This window comes from Nocardioides potassii (genome assembly GCF_021648885.1).
Classification (GTDB): Bacteria; Actinomycetota; Actinomycetes; order Propionibacteriales; family Nocardioidaceae; genus Nocardioides; species Nocardioides potassii.
In genome coordinates this window covers 159,553-177,666 of sequence record NZ_JAKJHZ010000005.1, presented here as the reverse complement: position 1 = coordinate 177,666, position 18,114 = coordinate 159,553, and the positions used below count along the sequence as shown (strand labels likewise).

Here is an 18,114-nt window from a genome sequence, read left to right as displayed (position 1 = left end):
TGACGTCCACCCGATCGGGGTGCCGACCCCGCCCCAACGAGCAGGGCGTGACCGGCGAGAACGTCGTCGGCTCGACAGGTCCCGACAGGTGGCCGGGGTGTCGAACGCTGCGAGTATCGCACACCGATCCCCGCCAGCCCCTAAGCGCGCGGCGCCAGCGGGTCGCCGACCTCGCCCCCCTCGAGCAGCGGGCCCTGGGAGAGCCGCGTCATGTGGGGCGCCTGGCCCGTGTCGAGCCCGGCGACCGTGGTCAGGCCCCGCAGCACGTCGTCGGGGCGGACGGCCGGCGTGCCGTGGCGCAGCACCACGTCGAGCGTCGTACGGCCCTCACGCGTGTCCTGACCTGCCCCGTCGGCGAGCACCGCCAGCGAGACGACGGCGGCACGAGCGTCGAACTCGCGCATGCCCTTCTTCGTCATGCGCTCCACCGGCGCCTCCTCGGCGGCGAGGAAGCGGTCGACCGCGTCGAGCGCCTGCGCGTGGTCCACGGCGAGCTCGATGCGCCACCGGCTGCCCTCGAGCAGGTCCGCCAGCGAGCCGCCCGGCGACTCGACGACCTCCAGGACGTCGAGGCCCGGCGGGAGCGCCTCGTCGAGCATCGCGTGCACGTCGGCCGGTACGACGACCTCCGCCAGCGCGAGCTCGAGGTACTCCGCCTCGCTGGCCGAGCCGGTCGGCGCCGCGCCGGCGTAGGAGATGCGAGGGTGCGGGTTGAAGCCGGACGAGTAGGCCATCGGCACCCGCGCCCGGAACACCGCACGCTCGAACGCGCGGCTGAAGTCGCGGTGGCTGGTGAAGCGCAGCCGGCCGCGCTTGGCGTAGCGCACGCGCAGTCGCTGCACCGGTGGAGCCTGCTGCTCGGGTTGTTCACGCACGGGCGAGAGCCTAGGTCGGATAGGTCCGGGTCGCCTCGGGCGGTATATTCCCGCAGGTGGAAGACGTCGCCTTCGTCGTGCCTGTCTACAACGAGGAGACGGTCATCGGCTCGGTCATCGAGAGTGTCCTCGAGACCTGTCCCCACGTGGTCTGCGTCAACGACGGCAGCTCCGACGCCTCCGCCGACCGCATCCTCGAGGCCGGCGGCTACCTGGTGAACCACCCGATCAACATGGGTCAGGGCGCGGCCCTGCAGACCGGGATCGAGTTCGCCCGGCTGCTGCCCGGGGTCACCCGCTTCGTCACCTTCGACGCCGACGGCCAGCACCGCGTCGAGGACGCCGTGCGGATGCTGCGGGTCCTCGACACCACCGACGTCGACATCGTGCTCGGCTCGCGGTTCCTCGGCGAGGCGATCGGCGCCACCCGCTTCAAGCGGCTGCTGCTCAAGGCGGCCGTCCGGTTCAGCAACATGACGTCCGGCATCCGGCTGACCGACGCCCACAACGGCCTGCGCGTCTTCAACCGCCACGTCGCGGACACGCTGCGCATCACCGCGCCCGACATGACCCACGCGAGCGAGATCATCGAGCTCATCGCCCGCAACAAGTACCGGTTCGTCGAGGTGGCGGTGACCATCGACTACTCCGACTACTCCGTCGCCAAGGGCCAGCCCGCCGTCAACGCGGTCAACATCGCGGTCGACACCCTGCTCCGGAAGGTCAGCCGATGATCCTCATCCAGGTCGTCCTGATCCTGGCCTTCGCCGCGATCTTCGTGGTCGCGCTGCGCAGTCGCAGCGCCCACAGCGTCAACGCGTGGAAGAAGATCGCGTTCGCCGTCCTGATGGTGATCCTCGTGGTCGCGGTGCTCGCCCCCAACCTGGTGGGCGTGGTCGCGCAGGCTCTCGGCGTCGGCCGCGGCACCGACCTCGTCCTCTACCTGGTCTCGGTCACGTTCGCCTTCTACGTCGTCAACCAGTACCTCCACGCCCAGGAGGCCCGCAACCAGCTGCACCAGCTCGCCCGGCGGATCGCGATCATCGAGGCGCAGGAGCGCTACGGCATGGAGCGGCTGAGCGTCGCGGAGTCCGCGAAGACCACCCCGGCGCCCGAGGCCGATGCCTGAGATCTTCATCCCCTTCTGGGGCGAGCCGTCGCTCCTGTTCGAGGCGGTCGAGAGCGTGCGCGCCCAGACGGACCCCGACTGGCGCCTGACCGTCGTCGACGACTGCTACCCCGACGACAGCGTCGGCGCGTGGTTCGCCGCCCTCGACGACGACCGCGTGACCTACCTGGTCAACGAGACCAACCTCGGCATCACCGACAACTACCGCCGGTGCCTCGAGCTCGCGACCGACGAGTGGATGGTGTTCCTCGGCTGCGACGACCTGATGCGGCCGTCGTACCTCGCCACGGTCCGCGCCGCCATCGCCACCGCGCCCGAGGGCGTCGACATCGTCCAGCCGGGCGTCGAGGTGGTCGACGAGACCTCGACCGTGGTCGACCCGCTCGTCGACCGCGTCAAGCGGCGCCTGTTCGCGCCCCGTCTCGACGGACCGCGTGTGCTGGGCGGCGAGGAGCTCGCGGTGTCGCTGCTGCGCGGCAACTGGACCTACTGGCCGTCGCTGGCCTTCCGCACCGAGGCCGTGCGCCGGCACGACTTCCTCGACGGCCTGCCCCTCGTCCAGGACCTCGCGCTGATGGTCGACATGGCGCTGAGCGGCTCGCGGATGCTCGTGCTGCCCGACGTCGTCTTCGCCTACCGCCGCCACTCGGCGAGCGCGTCCTCGGCGACCGTCGACGACGGCGGCCGCTTCGCGGGCGAGCGCACCTACTTCGAGATCGCCGCCGAGCGGTGCGCCGCCCACGGCTGGACGCGCGCGTCGCGTGCCGCACGGGTGCACGCGGCCTCGAGGCTGTACGCCGCCAGCCGGCTGCCGCAGGCCGTCACCGGACGCGCGTGGGGTGCGGTCCGCACCCTCGGCCGGCACGCGTTCGGGCGCTGACGCCCCTCCGAGGCCTCCGCAGCCTCAGCGCAGGACCTGCTCGAAGACGGCGAGCGTGTCCTCGGCGACCCGGCGCCAGCTGAACCTCGCCGCCTGCGCCACGCCGTCGCGTGCGAGCCGCTGGGCGACGTCCGGCCGGGTCGCCAGCGTCGTCATCGCCGCGGCGATCGACGTGTCGTCGTGGGGGTCGAACCACAGCGCGGCGTCGCCCCCGACCTCGCGCAGCACGGGCAGGTCGGAGGCCATCACCGGCAGGCCGATCGACATCGCCTCGAGCACGGGCAGGCCGAAGCCCTCGGCCAGCGTGGGGTAGGCCATGGCGCGAGCCCGGGTCCGCAGGTCGTGCAGCTCCTCGCTGCCGATCCAGCCCTTCAGCTCGACCCAGTCGCCCATCCCCGTGCGCCGTACGACGTCCGCGACAGGGTCCTCGCCCGGGCCGGCGCCGGTGATGACCAGCCGCGGCCGGACGGACTCCTCGACGAGCGGGAGGGCGCGCACGAGCGCGTCCCAGTTCTTGTAGGGACGACGCTGGCCGCTGGCGAGGACGAGGTTCTCGCCGATCCCCTCGCGCCGGACGTCCGACGCCCCGTGGGCGGCGAGCGGCACGACGTGGAGGCGGTCCACCGGAAAGCCGAGGTACTTGTGGATCTCGTCGGCCGAGACCTGGCTGTCGGTGATGATGCGCGTCGCGTTGGCCGAGGCGCGCTTCTCCATCCACATCACGGGCCGCGTGTAGAGCGGCGTCACCATGAACTCCGGGTGGCTCCAGTAGAGCATGTCGTGGACCGTCAGGACGGTGGGCATCGAGGTCCACATCGGCCCCAGCGTCGCCGGGCAGTGGACCAGGTCGGCACGCCGACGCCGGGCGTGCAGGCTCGAGGCGACGAGCTCGCCGGCGGCCCAGACGAAGCGGTTCTCCCCGCTGATCCCCGAGCGGATCACCTCGCCCGGGAACCACGACAGGTCGAGCCGCGCACCCTCCTTGCTGGCCAGCGCGACGAAGTCGAACCCCGTGTCCATCGTCTGGATCTCGCGGTAGAGCTCGCGCGTGTAGGTCTCCATCCCGCCCTTGGTGCCGGTGTAGCTGAGCATGTCGACCAGCACGAGCGGACGGGGCACGAGGATCCTTCCCAACGGTTCGACCGGGTGGGGCCGGGACGGGCGATCGGCGACTCTAGCCGACACCGATCCCGATCCCGACCCTCGCCCGAGGGCCGGCACGGCCTCCCCCGCTCGTACACTGTCGGCGCTGCCGAGGAGGTGCGCGCAGCGGCACACGAGGGAAGAGAGCTGCCGATGCTGCGTCGAGCGCGCTGGGCCACAGCGGTCCCGGCCGCCCTGCTCGCGGGGCTGGCGATGGTCTTCGTCGCGCTGCACGTGCACGGCTACACCAAGCTCAGCCCCATCGACGAGCTGCAGCACATCGACTACCTCTACCGCGCGCCGTCTCCCCCTGCCCCGGCCGACCGCGTCGGGCAGGAGGCCATGCACGAGCAGGACTGCCGGGGCGTGGACGCGCCCGGCTTCGGACCCGGACCGTGCCGGCCGTTCGGCACGCTGGACCCGACCACCTTCCAGGAGAAGGGCTACAACACCGCGGCCGCGAACAGCCCCTTCTACTACACGGTCACGCGCGGGGCGGCAGAGGTGGTCGAGGCCGTCACGCCGGCCGACGACCTGGTCACTGCGGGCCGGCTGGTGGGCGGCCTGTGGTTCGCGCTCGGCCTCGTCCTGACGTTCGTCGCGGGCCGCCGCCGCGGCGTGCCCGCAGCGCCGATGACGGTCGTGTCGCTGCTGCTGGTGGCGACACCGGCCCTGATCTTCCCGAGTGCGACCATCACCCCCGACGCGTCCGGCCTGGCCGCGGGGGCGGCGCTCCTGCTCGCGCTCACGTGGTGGGAGGAGCGGCCCGGACCGGCGCGGGGCGTCCTCCTGACGGTCGTGGGCCTCGTCGTCTCCTTCGCCAAGATGACCAACCTGGTCGGCGTCGCCGCTGTCGCCCTCTACCTCCTGCTGCGCCCGACCGACGACCGTGCGGGCGAGCCGCCGCGCAACCTGCGGGTGCGCTTGGCCACCGCGGCGGCGGTGGGCCTGACCGCCGTGCTCGCCGCGGGCGCGTGGATGGCCTTCGTGTCGTCGCGCGCGCAGATCCCCGCCGACGACCTGCCGGACATGGCCACCAGGTTCGTGACCCCCGCCTTCCCGTGGACCGGCCTGGTCGAGAGCTCGCTCAGCCTCCTGCAGCCGCTCGCCTCCTCGTGGGCGGTCGTGGGCTCGCCACCCCTCACGGGGTTCTCGACGTCCGTCGCCGCGCTGCTCCTGCTCGCCGGCACGCTCGCGGCTGCGCTCTTCACCGGCGCACCCCCGCGCGAGCTCGTCCTTGCGCGGAGCGTGGCCGCCGCGGCGCTGGCCGGGGCACTGGTGCTCGTGACGGTCGGCTACCTGTCGTCGGGGTCCTACTTCCCGCTCCCACCGCGCTACGGGATCGTCCTCGTGGCACCCATGGCCGTCGTGACCGCGTCCGTGGTCCGCTCGCGATCGGGCGTCGCGCTCGTCGGGGGCGTCGCACTGCTGGCCGTGGCCGCCACCGCCTACCGGCTGGCCACCTTCGCCTGAGCCGCGCCGGGGACGGCGGCACCTATGCTCCTCCGGTGAGCACAGCGGATGGGCCCGACCAGTTCTCCCACGCGACCGTCTCGGTGGCGATACCCGTCTACAACGGGGAGCAGTACGTCGGTGAGGCCATCGCGTCGGTGACGGCGCAGACCCGATCCCCCGACGAGTTCCTGGTGATGGACAACTGCTCCACGGACCGCACGCGGGAGATCGCCACCTCCGCGCTCGGCGCTGACCACGTACGCACCAGCGAGGTCAACCTCGGTGCGGTCGCGAACTTCAACCGGGCGGTGGAGCAGGCGACGGGCACGTACTTCGCCTGGCTGGCGGCCGACGACAGGCTCGAGCCGCGCTTCGTCGAGATGTGCCTCCACGCGCTCCAGACCCATCCCGACGCCGCGGCCTGCCTGACGGCGATCCAGTTCCTCGACCCCGACGGTGCGCGCCTCGGTGTCCAGCGGGACCCCGAGCTGGCCTCCGCCGACGCGCGCACTCGACTCCGCTCGTTCCTCAATCGTCCACGCTGGACAGAGACCTATTGCCTCTACCGCCGCGACGTGCTGCTGACCTCGCCCATGTTCCAGCCGGAGTACGGCGCGGACGTCCTGCTCGAGTGGTGGTTCCTCCTGCGTGCCCCCTTCGTCGTGCTCGACGAGCCCCTTGTCGAGTACCGCACCTATCCGGTCAAGACGGCCGAGGCCACGGCAGAGGGACTCATCCCTGGCAGTGGGGGACGACGGTGGCTCATGACTCGCATGTGGCGCAGCCTGTGGCGCGAGGCCGCGGCGGACGGTGTAGACCGGCAGGTGACTCGCACTGCCCGGCGCGAGCTGGTGCGGGCGCTCTGGCACCGGTACTGGATCAAGCACATCGTGTGGGACTTCTACCTCGTCGCGGGAGACCTCGTCCGATGGCCTCGGAAGCGCTTGGTTAGGGTTCGGCGGAGTCCGAACGCTGGCGACGAGGGGAAGAGCACGACGTGAAGACGGTGATCCTGGCCGGAGGCCGCGGGACCCGACTGGCTGAGGAGACGCACGCGATCCCCAAGCCGATGGTCGGCATCGGGGAGCGCCCGATCCTGTGGCACATCATGCAGCACTACGCGGCCCACGGGTACGCCGACTTCGTGGTGGCCCTGGGCTACAAGGGCTTCGTGATCAAGGAGTACTTCGCCAACCAGCTGATGCACTCCTGCGACATGTCGGTGGACCTGTCGACCGGCTCGGTCGAGTACCTGTCGCGCAGCAAGGTGGACTGGAAGGTCACGCTCATCGACACCGGCGCCGACTCCATGACCGGCGGCCGGATCAAGCGGCTCTCGCACATCCTCGACGAGCGGTTCCTGCTGACCTACGGCGACGGCCTGTCGGACGTGCCGATCGACGCGGTCGTGGCCCACCACGAGTCCGTCGGCGCCCTGGCGACGGTGACAGCCGTCCACCCGCCGCCGCGCTTCGGCTCGCTCGGCCTCGCCGACGGCCTGGTCGAGGACTTCCGCGAGAAGCCTCGCGACTCCCACGACTGGATCAACGGCGGCTACTTCGTCGTCGAGCCCGAGGTGCTCGACCTCATCGAGGGCGACGCGACGTCCTTCGAGGCCGCACCGCTCACCACGCTCGCCGATCAGGGCCGGCTCGGCGCCTACCAGCACGAGGGGTTCTGGATGCCGATGGACACCGTCCGCGAGCGCGACGAGCTCAACAGGATCTGGCAGTCCGGGCAGGCACCGTGGGTGAGCGCGCGATGACCGACCAGACGACCGACGAGCTGACGCCCCGGGGCGTCCACACCTGCCGCGGCTGCAACGCCGAGGGACTGGTCTCGGTCCTCGACCTCGGCCGGCAGCCGCTCTCCAACGAGATGTCGCTGTCGACCGACGAGCCGAGCCCGACGTTCCCGCTGCACCTGCGGGTGTGCCCGACCTGCGGCCTGGGCCAGATCGGCGAGTACGTCCTGCCCGACCGCATCTTCGGCGCCGAGTACCCCTACCTCTCCTCCGTCAGCACGTCGTGGCTGGCGCACGCCGGCGAGTACACCCGCCACATGACCGAGGAGCTCGGCCTCGCCGAGGGCGACCTGGTCATGGAGGTCGCGAGCAACGACGGCTACCTGCTGACCCAGATGCGTGACGCCGGCATGCGGGTCGTCGGCATCGAGCCCGCGGGCAAGGTCGCCGAGATCGCCCGCAGCCGCGGCGTGGAGACGGTCAACGACTTCTTCGGCCTGTCCGTCGCCGAGCAGGTCGCCGAGACCTACGGCCGCCCGCGCCTCATCGCGGCCAACAACGTGATGGCGCACGTGCCTGACCTGCAGGACTTCATCGCCGGCCTCAGCCACCTCTGCGACGACGACACGGTCATCACGGTGGAGAACCCGTCCTTCGTCACCCAGATGCTCGAGACGCAGTTCGACACGATCTACCACGAGCACTTCTGCTACCTCTCCGCCCACGCCGTCGCGGCCGCCGTCGCCGGCGCGGGGCTGGAGCTGACCCGCGTGGAGAGGCTCACGACCCACGGCGGGTCGAACCGCTACTGGCTGACCCGCACCGGCACGCGCGAGGCGCACCCGAGCGTCGCCGAGACGATCCAGCAGGAGCTCGCGGCCGGCCTGCTCACCCCGGAGCTGTGGGAGGACTTCGCGGCCCGGAGCCACGCGGTGATCGAGGGCCTGCGGACCTGGCTCGACGAGCGCCACGCCGCCGGACGCACGGTCGCCGGCTACGGCGCCGCCGCCAAGGGCAACACGCTCATGAACGCCGCCGGCGTGCAGCACGACGACCTCGTGCTCGTCGTCGACGGCAGCGAGGCCAAGCAGGGCAAGTTCCTGCCCGGCAGCCACGTCCCGGTGGCGGCTCCTGCGGAGCTGGCCGGCGTCGCACCGGACGACGTTCTCGTCCTGCCGTGGAACATCGCACCCGAGATCGGCCGGCTCGTCGCCGAGCTCGTCCCGGGTGCCGAGTGCTGGATCGCCGTGCCCGAGATGAGGACGATCGGGTGATCGAGGACCTCGGGCTGCGCGGGGTCGCGCTGGTCCGCGGCGCTCGTCACCACGACGAGCGAGGCTTCCTCCGCAAGGTGCTGGTCACCCGCGAGGCGGAGGAGCACGGCCTCGACACGCGCGTCGCCGAGGTGGTGTCGACCGCCAACGAGGTCGCCGGCACCATCCGTGGCATGCACTACCAGGTGGCCCCGGCGGCCGAGGTCAAGACGCTGTGGGTCACCGACGGCTCGCTCCTCGACGTCCTCGTCGACCTGCGCCCCGAGGAGCCGACCTACGGCCGATGGATCTCCGTGGAGCTGTCTGCGGACGACGACGTCGCGCTCCACGTGCCAGCCGGGATCGCCCACGGCTACCAGACCCTCGAGGACGACACCCGCCTCACCTACCTGATCAGCGCGGGCCACTCCCCCGAGCACGCCCGCACGCTGCAGTGGGACGACCCGACGGTCGCGATCGAGTGGCCGCTGCCGCCGACGCGGATCTCGGCGAAGGACCGTGAGGGGCACGCGTGGCCGCCGGCACCCTGATCACGGGCGGTTCGGGGCTGATCGGCACGTGGGTGCTGCAGCACTGGCCCAGCGACGCGCCGCCCCCGGTGGCCGTCCGGCACGCCGACGTCGACCTGCTCGCGCCGGGCGCCGCAGCCGACCTCGTGCGTCGTACGACGCCCGCGCGGGTGGTGCACCTGGCCTGGTCGGCCAGTGGGAGCGCGGACTACCGCACCTCGGACGACAACGAGCGCTGGACCGACGCCACGCTCGAGCTCGTCGAGGCCGCGCGCGCGGCGGGCATCCCCGTGTGGCTGACCGGGACGGCCGTCGACGACGCGACGGACGCCCAGGACGCCTACACCCGCTCCAAGGCGCGCCTGCGGACCGCGCTCGCCCCCCTCGTGGAGGAGTCGGCGATCGGGTGGCTGCGCCCCTTCTACGTCTTCGACGAGGCCCGCCGCCGCCCCGCCCTGGTCGACCTCGCCACCGGGGCGCGCGACCGGGGGGAGACGCTCCACCTGCGCAGCCCGCACCAGCACCACGACTTCGTGCACGCCTCCGACGTCGGGCGGGCGGTCGTCGCGGCCGTGTCGCGCGGGTTGACCGGCGAGGTGCAGATCGGATCGGGAACATTGCGCTCCGTCTCCGACCTCGTCGCCCGCGTCGGCGCCGCCTGGTCGGCCGACGAGGCCGACCAGGACCCGCCTCCGACCCACTCCGATCACACCGCAGACACCACCCGCCTGGCCGCGCTCGGCTGGGCACCCACCCGAACCGAGGGGTTCTTCACCCAAGGCTGATGTTGACACCCTCCCCGAGAGACCTCAGCGAGCAGGACGAGGGACACACGGTCGATCGCGGCAACACCCTGGTCACGGAGTTCCGGGACGGGATCCTGCGTCGGCGGTGAAGTGCCGGCGACCGAAGGCCCACATCGACAGCAGGGCGGTGAGCACGCCCACCAGCGGCGCTGACGTCGCCCGCCAGAGCGGGTCGCCCGGAACGACGAGAACCAAGCAGAACGTCACGGTGGCGGCCACCCAAGCCCACGCGATGTGGTGCCACCGCCCGAGCGCGCCGAGCGCGGCCTGCTGGACCACGCCGACGAACATGCCGCTGCTGGCGGCGGCGAGGACGGCCAGGTTGGCGACATCGAGGGAGAAGTCCGGGCCGAGCATCAGGCGCAGCGCGAGTTGACCGAGCGCGGCGAAGGCGACGACGTACGCCACCCCGAGGGCAGCGGTCAGCACCTCGGTGCGCGCGAGCACGCGGCGGAAGCCCGCCTCGTCGCCGTGCTCGACGCTCTCGGACAGGTGCGCGAGCAGGGGGCTCATCACCGCCGAGATGAACTGCGTCGGGATCCGGCTGAGGGTCACCGCCCCGGCGAACGCCCCGAGGACGTGCGGGCTGACGGCATCAGTCGCCCTCAGCCACGGGACCGAGCCGTTGTTGGCGAGCAGCGGGCCGGCGGTTCCCACCAGCAGGAGGATGATCGGCCGGAGCGGCACGTCGGCGGCGGCGTGGAGCCGCGGCCGGGCCAGCCACGGCCCGATGCGCCAGCTGCCGGCGAGCAGGCTCAGCACCACCGAAGCGCAGCACCCCAGGGCGAGCGTCGTCACCGAGTCGTGGTCCGTCAGCGCGAGGACCGCGACGATCACGCCGCGCATGACGCCGTCGACCGAGAGCTGACTGGCGATCGCGACCATGTTGTGCCGCCCCGTCGCGGCGCCACGCTGCAGCGCCTGCGCGGCGACCAACGACATGAAGACCACGAGCAGCCCCACCAGCACGAGCTCGCCGCTGAACAGCCGGTCCGCGATCACGGGCGACAAGAGCGCGAGCACCAGCGTGATGGCTCCGGCCATGATCGCTGCGCGCCCCACCATCACGCCGGTCGAGCGGGCCGGTGCGCGGCCGCGGGCGAAGTCGCTGATGAGCAACCGGGCGAGGTAGACCTCGAAGACGCCGAAGCTGGTGCCGAGCAGGGTCGCGACCGTCCACCACACCACGAAGTCGGCGTACTCCTCGCCGGGCATGGCGCGCGAGGCCACACCGAGCATCACGAGCGTCCCGACGCCGGTGACCGCGAGCCCCACGGCGACCACGACGGTGCCGGTGAGGAGGGTCGTCCGCCGGGTGCCGGTCGGGACCGGTCCCGGGACGGGCGGCTGGTCCGACACTGGGGCGGTCTCCTGTCGTCGAGGGTCAGCACCTGCGAGGAGCGAGGAGCGCGCGCCAGCGTACCCTTGGCCGACCCCGCACGACGATCTCGAAGGGACCCCATGCTCCGCACGATCGACCCCGCCCAGTGGTCCGGGCGCCGGGTGCTCGTCACCGGTCACACCGGCTTCAAGGGAGCGTGGCTCACCTGCTGGCTCCGCGAGCTGGGTGCCGAGGTCTACGCCGTCTCCCTGCCGGCCGACGCCCATGAGACGCCGCTGTGGGACGCGCTGGCGGTCGAGGGCGTCCAGGACGTCCGCGACGACGTGGCGGGATCCGGGTGGATCGACGGCGCTGCCGCGTTCGAGCCGGAGGTGGTGCTGCACCTCGCCGCCCAGTCCCTCGTCAGCGAGGGCTACCGCGACCCGGCCACCACCTTCCAGACCAACGTGATGGGCACGGTGCGCGTGCTCGAGCTCGTCGACCGGCTGCCCGACCTCCGGGCGGCGGTCGTGGTGACGACCGACAAGGTCTACGACGTGCGCCAGCCGACGCCGTTCAGGGAGGGCGACTTCCTCGGTGGCAAGGACCCCTACTCCGCGAGCAAGGCGTGCGCCGAGCTCGTCACCCAGTCGTGGCCGCACCTCTCGGACCGCGTGGTGACCGCGCGTGCCGGCAACGTCATCGGCGGCGGCGACTTCGCGCTCAACCGCATCGTCCCCGACATCGTGCGCGCCTGGACGGTGGACGAGACGCTGGTGCTGCGCCGCCCGCTCGCCGTACGCCCGTGGCAGCACGTCATCGAGCCGCTCCTGGGCTACCTGCTCTACGCCGAGGACGTGGCCGGGGGCCGCGAGGTCCCGCGCAGCCTCAACTTCGGCCCCGACCCGGCGCAGGCCGTCCCCGTGCAGGCGCTGGTCGAGCACGCCGCCGGCCAGTGGGCCGGGCTTAGTGGCGGCTCGCAGCCGGCGTGGGAGGTCGACCCCGACCCGGTGATGGAGGAGACGCACGACCTGACGCTCGACGCGAGCCAGGCCCAGCAGGTCCTCAGCTGGGGCAACGTCTGGGGCTGGCGGGAGGCCATCGACCGGTCGCTCCAGTGGTACGTCCGGGCCGCCGACGGCGAGCGGCCCGCCGACCTCGTCCGCGAGCAGGTCGCCGCCTACGTGGAGCAGGTGCGGTCATCGTCGGCACCGACCCCCTGACCGCGCCGATCCGTCCCGAACCCGCCCCGCGCAGTAGGGTCGCGCGCATGCGCGGGGGACTTCGACTGCAGCGAGCACGGCGTGCCGACCCCGCGGCGCGCCGTACGAGCGGGGCGAAGGGCGGAGCGGTCATCGCCCTCGCCGGCGTCGTCGCCGCCCTGGTGACGATGGTGGCCTGGAGCCTCGCGTCGCCGGTCGGCGCCTCACCGGACGACGACTACCACCTGGCCTCCATCTGGTGCGCCCGCGGCGACAAGCCCCGCGACTGCCAGAGCGTGGACGGGAACGAGGTCCAGAAGTACATCCCGCTCGTCGCCTCCGGCGGCACCATCTGCTACTTCGGCGACCCCGCGGTGAGCGCCGGGTGCCAGGACGACCTGAAGGACCGTGGCCCCGACACCCTGACCGATCGCGGGAACTGGACAGGCAGCTACCCGCCGCTCTTCTACCAGACCCTGTCCTTCCTCACCCTGGACGACGTACGGGTCTCGGTGGTCCTCATGCGGATCGCCAACGGCGGTCTCGCGGTCGTCCTGCTGGGCGCGCTGGCGTGGGCCCTCCCCCGACGGCGCCGGCCGCTCGCCACGGTCCCGCTGCTCGTGACGAGCGTCCCGCTCGCCTGGTTCGTGCTGGCGTCGACCAACCCCAGCGCGTGGGCGGTCCTGGGAGCCGCGGTCACCTGGCCGGCGCTCTACGGCGCCTTCGAGACCAGGGGACGCAGGCAGGCCGCGCTCTGCGCCCTCACTGTGGTGGGGGCGACCATCAGCGCGGGCTCGCGCGCCGACGGCGGCCTCTTCGCGATCATGGCCGTCGTCCTGGTCCTGCTGATGCGGGTCCGGCGGATCCGCGCCAACCTCCTGCCCTCCGCGACCGCGGTCGTGGCAATGGCGATCGCCGCCGCCTACTTCCTGCACGCGGGCCACAGCGACGTCCTCAACGGGGCGATCACCGACCAGGCGGCCCTGCCGTGGTCGAGGTGGCAGCTCATCCTGATCAACCTCGGCGGGCTGCCGGTGCTGTGGCTCGGCCCGTTCGGGTTCGGCCCGCTCGGTGGCACCGGGTGGCTCGACGTGGCGTTCCCCGCCCTGGTGATCGCGTCCGGCATCGGGGTGTGGCTGCTCAGCGTGTCGACGGCCGTGCGCCAGGTCTTCCCGGCCAAGGCGCTGGGGCTCGCCCTCACCGCGGCGGCACTCGTGGTCTACCCGCTCTACCTGCTCGTCCAGACGGGCGTGGTGGTCGGACAGGGCGTCCAGCCTCGCTACATCCTCCCCCTGCTCGTCATGTTCACCGGCGTGGCCATGCTCGGTCACCGCGGAGCCTCGCTCTCGCTGTCGCGCGGTCCCGCCATCGCCGCCACGGCGGCGCTCACGGTTGCGCACAGCATCGCCCTCCACGTGCAGATGCGTCGCTACATCACGGGCTTCGACGTCGTCGGCGTCAACCTCGACCGGGACGGCGAGTGGTGGTGGACCTTCGCGCCCGCGCCGACGCTGGTCTGGCTCGTCGGCTCCGCGTCCTTCGCGATCCTCGCCTGGGTCCTCCTGCGGGACACGGCGGTTGCGTCCACCAGCACGCCCGCCAGCACGCCCGCCAGCACGCCAGCCAGCACGCCCGCCAGCGCTTGATACGGTGCCTGCGATGTCAGCCCCGTCCCATCCGGTCCCTGCCACGGGGAGGACCGGTCGCTTCGCGCCCGTTCGCCTCGGGGACCGCATCGGTGACCGCGACAACAACTTCGACATCCTCCGGCTGCTCGCCGCCTGGGCCGTCCTCGTCTCGCACTCCTTCGCCCTCGTCGGCGAGGTCGAGCCGCTCCACCAGCTCAACGCGAGCCTCGGCAGCGTCGGCGTACTCATCTTCTTCTCCGTCAGCGGGCTGCTGATCCGACGCAGCTGGGAGTACGACCCGTCGCCGCGCGACTTCTGGGTCAAGCGGGCGCTGCGACTGCTCCCCGCGCTGGCCGTCGTGGGGCTGGTCACGGCGTTCGTCCTCGGTCCCTTCGTCACGTCCCAGAGCCTGCGGACCTACTTCACGTCGTGGGAGACCTGGATCTACCCCGTCCGGATCACCCTCCTGTTCCCCTTCGGCGCCGGGCTGCCCGGGGTCTTCGAGGACCTCGAGTACGCCGGTGCAGTCAACGGTCCCCTGTGGAGCCTGCCGGTCGAGGTGTTCGCCTACGCCGGGCTGGCCGCGCTCGGCGTCACCGGCCTGCTGCGCCGGACCCGCCTCATGGTCGCCCTCTCGGCCCTCGGGCTGGCGTGGGCGGCCGTGTGGATCTCGGTCACCAGCGACAGCCTCGGTGCGATCTACGTGCTCGCCGCCTTCGCCGTCAGCGCGACGGCGTACTCCTTCCGGGACCGCATCGTGCTGACCTGGCCCGTGGCCGCGGCCTGCCTCGTGCTCTGCGTCCTGACCGGCCTCGGCCCCCCGGCCCTGCGCGTGGTCGTGTGGACCGTGTGCGCGGTCTACCTGTGCTGCTGGTTCGCCTACGCCCTGCCAGCGATCGGGCGGCGCATCACCCATCTCGGCGACGCGTCGTACGGCGTCTACATCTGGGCGTGGCCCGTGCAGCAGACCACCATCGAGCTGATGGGCGGCCATCCCAGCCCCTGGGCGGTCATCGCCATCACCACCCCCATCGTGTGGCTGCTCGCACAGGCGTCGTGGCACCTCGTCGAGCGGCCGGCGCTCAAGCACAAGCCGAGGCCGACGGCCGGCCTCGTCTCCTGACGCACCCACCCCGGCGGGCCACTATGCTCGCCGCACCCTGACGACACGAGAGGTCCCGACGTGAGCAACAAGAAGACCGACGCAGAGCTGCTGCGGGAGTCCGAGCTCTTCGACGTCGAGTTCTACCTGAAGCGCAACCCCGAGGTCCGCGCGTCCGGCATCGACCCGGTCCTGCACTACCTGCGCCAGGGCGCGAAGGACGGTCGCGACCCGTCCAAGGCGTTCTCCACCACCGCCTACCTCCGCCGCTACAAGGACGTCGCCGGGGCGGGCATCAACCCGCTCGTGCACTACCTGCGCACCGGCAAGGCCGAGGGCCGGGTGCTCAACCCGGCCGAGGACGACGCCCGCCTGGTGCGCGAGTCCGGCTTCTTCGACGAGGAGTACTACCGCCACTTCCGGCCCGACCTCCCGCCCGACCGCGACGTGGTGAAGCACTACCTCCGCTTCGGGGCCAGGGAGGGGCTCGACCCCAGCGAGAAGTTCTCGACCTCCGGCTACCTGCGGCAGAACCCCGACGTCGCCCGGACCAACGCCCAGCCGCTGATCCACTACCTGCGCCACGGTCGCACCGAGGGGCGCCTGGCCCCCCGCGGAGCGCTCCGCGAGCCCTACGTCGACGCGCTGTACGCCGACCGCTGGCAGGCCATCCAGCCGATGCCCGTCACCAAGGTCGCGGGTGGCGAGCGCCGGATCAGCATCATCACGGACAGCGTCGCCCCGCACAGCCTCTTCGGTGGCGTCGGCACGGCGATCATCCTCGGCGTGCAGCTCGCCAACCGGCTCGGCAACGGCACCCTGCGCCTGGTGACCCGCACCGACATGCCGGACGGCCAGGTCATCTCGCTCCTCGAGGAGGCGACCGGCATCCACCTCGACGGGATCCTCGAGCTCGAGCAGGTCTCGACCGACGGGACGCAGCGCCTCCAGTACACCGACCGCGACATCGTCATGACCACGTCGTGGTGGACCACGCGTGCCGTGCTCGACAGCGACATCCCCCGCGAGCAGGTCCTCTACCTCCTTCAGGAGGACGAGCGGATGTTCTACGCCTTCGGCGACGAGCGGCTGCTGTGCTCGGAGACCCTCGCCGAGCCCGACCTCGCCGTCGTGGTCAACACCTCCCGGCTGCTCGAGCACCTGTCCGGCCCCGGTGGCCTCCCCCACCTGGCCGAGTCCGCCGTCGCGCTCGAGCCGGCCTTCCCCACCCGCGACCCCTCCGTCGTACCGGCCGGGTCGGGTACGACGAAGCGCAACCTGTTCTTCTACTCCCGTCCCCACAACGCCCGCAACCTGTTCTGGCGCGGCGCGCAGGTGATCGCCCGCGCCGTCGAGCAGCGCATCCTCGACCCGGACGAGTGGGACTTCCACTTCGTGGGGCGCGGCACGCCGGAGCTGACGCTCCCCCGCGACGTGCGCGTCAACATCATCGAGGGCCTCGGCTGGACCGACTACCAGGACCTGGTCGCCTCGATGGACGCCGCGCTCGTGCTGATGGACACCCCGCACCCGTCCTACCCGCCCTACGACCTGGCCTCGGTCGGTGCCGCGGTGCTGACCAACTCCCACGGCATCAAGACCGACCTGTCCGACGTCTCGGACAACATCATCGTGGCGCCCTCCACCGTCGACGGCCTGCTCGAGGGGCTCCGCGAGCTCGTGGAGCTGGCGCGCGACCCGGAGCGGCGGGCGGCCAACGTCGCCGCCGACCACGTCAACCGCGACTGGGCGGCCGCCCTCGTGCCCGTCGTGGACTGGACGATGGAGCGCTTCCAGCGGGTGATCGGGGCCGGCAAGGACGTGCCCACCGACGGCGAGGGCATCGTCCCCGATGTTCAGTGACCTCCCCGCCGCCCCGGACCGGGTCGGCGACCTCTGGGACATCTCGATGGCGCGGCGCACGGGCACGATGCTCGACCGCCCGCACCGGGTGGCCTACGTCTACCGCACGCCCGACACCAGCACGTTCCGCTACCGCGTGGCCAACACGGTCGACGCGCTGAACCACGCCGACGGCGACATCGGCGCCGCGTGGTACTGCGACGACGAGCTGCGGGCGCTGCTGCGGATCGTGCCCGAGCTCGACGTCATCGTCGTCGCGCGCTACCCGTGGAACGCGGCGCTGCGCGAGCTCGTGCAAACCGCCCAGCGCCACGGCGTGCCCCTCGTCTTCGACTGCGACGACCTCGTCTTCGACGTCCGGTTCGCCGAGATCGTGATGAGCTCGCTGGGCAAGGACGTCGACGTCAACGCCGAGTGGGACGTGTGGTTCGCCTACATGGGCCGGCTCCGGGCCTCGCTCGACGTGTGCCGCGGCGCCACGACGACCAACCCCGTGCTGGCGCACCAGCTCGCCTCCTACGTCGAGGACGCGCCCGCCATCGTGCCCAACGTGATGAACAGGGAGCAGCAGGCCTACTCCCGCGAGCTGCTCGACGCGAAGGTCGCGGGCGGGTGGCGCCGGGACGACCAGGTCACCATCGGCTACTTCAGCGGTACGCCGTCACACGTGCGCGACTTCGCGGTCGCGGGCCTCTCGCTCGCCCGCCTCCTCGACGAGGACGACGGCGTCTCGGTGCGCATCGTGGGCTACCTCGACGACCTCGGACCGCTCGAGCCGCACCGCGACCGCGTCGAGTTCCAGAAGTTCATGCACTACGTCGATCTCCAGCGCTCGATCGCCGAGGTCGAGGTCAACATCGCGCCGCTGTCCCACACGGCCTTCAACATCTGCAAGTCCGACCTGAAGTTCTTCGAGGCGGCTGCCGTCGGGACGTGGACCGTCGCCTCGCACACCCCCTCGCTCGACCACGCGATCGACGACGGCGTCACCGGTCGCCTCGCCAAGGCCCACGAGTGGGACGGCGCGCTCCGCGAGGCCGTCGCGCTCGCCAGGGACACCAGGGCGTACGCCGACCACGCACTGGCGGCCGCCGAGGTGGCGCACAGCCGGTGGTCGTGGGACGCGGTCGCGGAGCCGGTCGCGCGTGCGTTGGCGCCCTACCTGGGTCGTCGTACGCGGTAG

Annotated in this window: 17 protein-coding genes; 14 read left to right on the top strand and 3 right to left on the bottom strand. The window is 72.0% G+C overall.

Annotation, left to right across the window (positions count from 1 at the left end; all coding sequences use genetic code 11):
• Nucleotides 1–140: 140 nt before the first annotated feature.
• Complete coding sequence (locus L2K70_RS05290) at nucleotides 141–875, bottom strand: TIGR03936 family radical SAM-associated protein (RefSeq protein WP_236400055.1); 735 nt, start codon at nucleotides 873–875, stop codon at nucleotides 141–143.
• Between the two features lie 56 nt (nucleotides 876–931).
• Here L2K70_RS05290 and L2K70_RS05285 point away from each other — a divergent pair, with 56 nt between their 5' ends.
• Genes L2K70_RS05285 through L2K70_RS05275 form a run of 3 tightly spaced genes read left to right on the top strand, consistent with a single transcriptional unit; the run spans nucleotide 932 to nucleotide 2,884 of the window.
• The gene (locus L2K70_RS05285) at nucleotides 932–1,609 is read left to right on the top strand and encodes a glycosyltransferase family 2 protein (RefSeq protein WP_236400053.1); all 678 of its coding nucleotides are present in this window, start codon (nucleotides 932–934) and stop codon (nucleotides 1,607–1,609) included.
• Nucleotides 1,606–2,004: a DUF2304 domain-containing protein gene (locus tag L2K70_RS05280; protein WP_236400051.1), complete on the top strand. Its 399-nt coding sequence runs from the start codon at nucleotides 1,606–1,608 to the stop codon at nucleotides 2,002–2,004. Before L2K70_RS05285 ends, L2K70_RS05280 begins: the two co-directional genes overlap by 4 nt.
• Entirely contained in the window at nucleotides 1,997–2,884 is an 888-nt protein-coding gene (locus L2K70_RS05275; protein ID WP_236400049.1) for a glycosyltransferase family 2 protein, read from the top strand. Before L2K70_RS05280 ends, L2K70_RS05275 begins: the two co-directional genes overlap by 8 nt.
• A gap of 24 nt (nucleotides 2,885–2,908) precedes the next feature.
• On the opposite strand, the gene L2K70_RS05270 is transcribed toward L2K70_RS05275, so the two are convergent.
• The gene (locus tag L2K70_RS05270) at nucleotides 2,909–4,003 is read right to left on the bottom strand and encodes a glycosyltransferase family 4 protein (protein WP_236400046.1); all 1,095 of its coding nucleotides are present in this window, start codon (nucleotides 4,001–4,003) and stop codon (nucleotides 2,909–2,911) included.
• Between the two features lie 177 nt (nucleotides 4,004–4,180).
• Between L2K70_RS05270 and L2K70_RS05265 the strand changes: the two genes are divergently transcribed.
• From L2K70_RS05265 to L2K70_RS05240, 6 genes are read left to right on the top strand one after another with little or no spacing between them, the layout of a single operon-like run.
• Nucleotides 4,181–5,500 (top strand): hypothetical protein, encoded by a 1,320-nt coding sequence (locus tag L2K70_RS05265; RefSeq protein WP_236400043.1) that lies wholly within the window; start codon nucleotides 4,181–4,183, stop codon nucleotides 5,498–5,500.
• A 35-nt stretch (nucleotides 5,501–5,535) separates the two neighbouring features.
• Nucleotides 5,536–6,483 (top strand): glycosyltransferase family 2 protein, encoded by a 948-nt coding sequence (locus tag L2K70_RS05260; RefSeq protein WP_236400040.1) that lies wholly within the window; start codon nucleotides 5,536–5,538, stop codon nucleotides 6,481–6,483.
• Complete coding sequence (gene rfbF, locus L2K70_RS05255) at nucleotides 6,480–7,247, top strand: glucose-1-phosphate cytidylyltransferase (RefSeq protein WP_236400037.1); 768 nt, start codon at nucleotides 6,480–6,482, stop codon at nucleotides 7,245–7,247. The genes L2K70_RS05260 and rfbF overlap by 4 nt, the downstream gene beginning before the upstream one ends.
• On the top strand, nucleotides 7,244–8,500 hold the full coding sequence (locus tag L2K70_RS05250; protein WP_236400034.1) for a class I SAM-dependent methyltransferase: 1,257 nt from the start codon (nucleotides 7,244–7,246) through the stop codon (nucleotides 8,498–8,500). The genes rfbF and L2K70_RS05250 overlap by 4 nt, the downstream gene beginning before the upstream one ends.
• Nucleotides 8,497–9,030 (top strand): dTDP-4-dehydrorhamnose 3,5-epimerase family protein, encoded by a 534-nt coding sequence (locus tag L2K70_RS05245; RefSeq protein WP_236400031.1) that lies wholly within the window; start codon nucleotides 8,497–8,499, stop codon nucleotides 9,028–9,030. The genes L2K70_RS05250 and L2K70_RS05245 overlap by 4 nt, the downstream gene beginning before the upstream one ends.
• The gene (locus L2K70_RS05240; protein ID WP_236400028.1) at nucleotides 9,012–9,794 is read left to right on the top strand and encodes an NAD-dependent epimerase/dehydratase family protein; all 783 of its coding nucleotides are present in this window, start codon (nucleotides 9,012–9,014) and stop codon (nucleotides 9,792–9,794) included. The genes L2K70_RS05245 and L2K70_RS05240 overlap by 19 nt, the downstream gene beginning before the upstream one ends.
• A 72-nt stretch (nucleotides 9,795–9,866) precedes the next feature.
• Here L2K70_RS05240 and L2K70_RS05235 read toward each other — a convergent pair whose 3' ends face one another.
• The gene (locus tag L2K70_RS05235; protein WP_236400025.1) at nucleotides 9,867–11,174 is read right to left on the bottom strand and encodes a lipopolysaccharide biosynthesis protein; all 1,308 of its coding nucleotides are present in this window, start codon (nucleotides 11,172–11,174) and stop codon (nucleotides 9,867–9,869) included.
• Nucleotides 11,175–11,276: 102 nt separating this feature from the next.
• Between L2K70_RS05235 and rfbG the strand changes: the two genes are divergently transcribed.
• Genes rfbG through L2K70_RS05210 form a run of 5 tightly spaced genes read left to right on the top strand, consistent with a single transcriptional unit; the run spans nucleotide 11,277 to nucleotide 18,114 of the window.
• Entirely contained in the window at nucleotides 11,277–12,359 is a 1,083-nt protein-coding gene (rfbG, locus tag L2K70_RS05230; protein WP_236400022.1) for a CDP-glucose 4,6-dehydratase, read from the top strand.
• A gap of 47 nt (nucleotides 12,360–12,406) precedes the next feature.
• Nucleotides 12,407–13,984 carry a DUF2142 domain-containing protein gene (locus tag L2K70_RS05225; RefSeq protein WP_236400020.1) on the top strand — a complete coding sequence of 526 codons (1,578 nt, stop codon included), beginning with the start codon at nucleotides 12,407–12,409 and terminating at the stop codon, nucleotides 13,982–13,984.
• 13 nt (nucleotides 13,985–13,997) lie between these two features.
• Entirely contained in the window at nucleotides 13,998–15,089 is a 1,092-nt protein-coding gene (locus L2K70_RS05220) for an acyltransferase family protein (RefSeq protein WP_236400017.1), read from the top strand.
• 60 nt (nucleotides 15,090–15,149) lie between these two features.
• The gene (locus tag L2K70_RS05215) at nucleotides 15,150–16,931 is read left to right on the top strand and encodes a rhamnosyltransferase WsaF family glycosyltransferase (RefSeq protein ID WP_236400014.1); all 1,782 of its coding nucleotides are present in this window, start codon (nucleotides 15,150–15,152) and stop codon (nucleotides 16,929–16,931) included.
• Entirely contained in the window at nucleotides 16,921–18,114 is a 1,194-nt protein-coding gene (locus tag L2K70_RS05210; RefSeq protein ID WP_236400012.1) for a glycosyltransferase, read from the top strand. Before L2K70_RS05215 ends, L2K70_RS05210 begins: the two co-directional genes overlap by 11 nt.

Bases quoted from the DNA above. Each gene is read 5' to 3' on its own strand.
- L2K70_RS05280 (WP_236400051.1), top strand. From the start codon at position 1,606: ATGATCCTCATCCAGGTCGTCCTGATCCTGGCCTTCGCCGCGATCTTC.
- L2K70_RS05275 (WP_236400049.1), top strand. From the start codon at position 1,997: ATGCCTGAGATCTTCATCCCCTTCTGGGGCGAGCCGTCGCTCCTGTTC.
- L2K70_RS05265 (WP_236400043.1), top strand. From the start codon at position 4,181: ATGCTGCGTCGAGCGCGCTGGGCCACAGCGGTCCCGGCCGCCCTGCTC.
- L2K70_RS05250 (WP_236400034.1), top strand. From the start codon at position 7,244: ATGACCGACCAGACGACCGACGAGCTGACGCCCCGGGGCGTCCACACC.
- rfbG (WP_236400022.1), top strand. From the start codon at position 11,277: ATGCTCCGCACGATCGACCCCGCCCAGTGGTCCGGGCGCCGGGTGCTC.
- L2K70_RS05225 (WP_236400020.1), top strand. From the start codon at position 12,407: ATGCGCGGGGGACTTCGACTGCAGCGAGCACGGCGTGCCGACCCCGCG.
- L2K70_RS05220 (WP_236400017.1), top strand. From the start codon at position 13,998: ATGTCAGCCCCGTCCCATCCGGTCCCTGCCACGGGGAGGACCGGTCGC.
- L2K70_RS05210 (WP_236400012.1), top strand. From the start codon at position 16,921: ATGTTCAGTGACCTCCCCGCCGCCCCGGACCGGGTCGGCGACCTCTGG.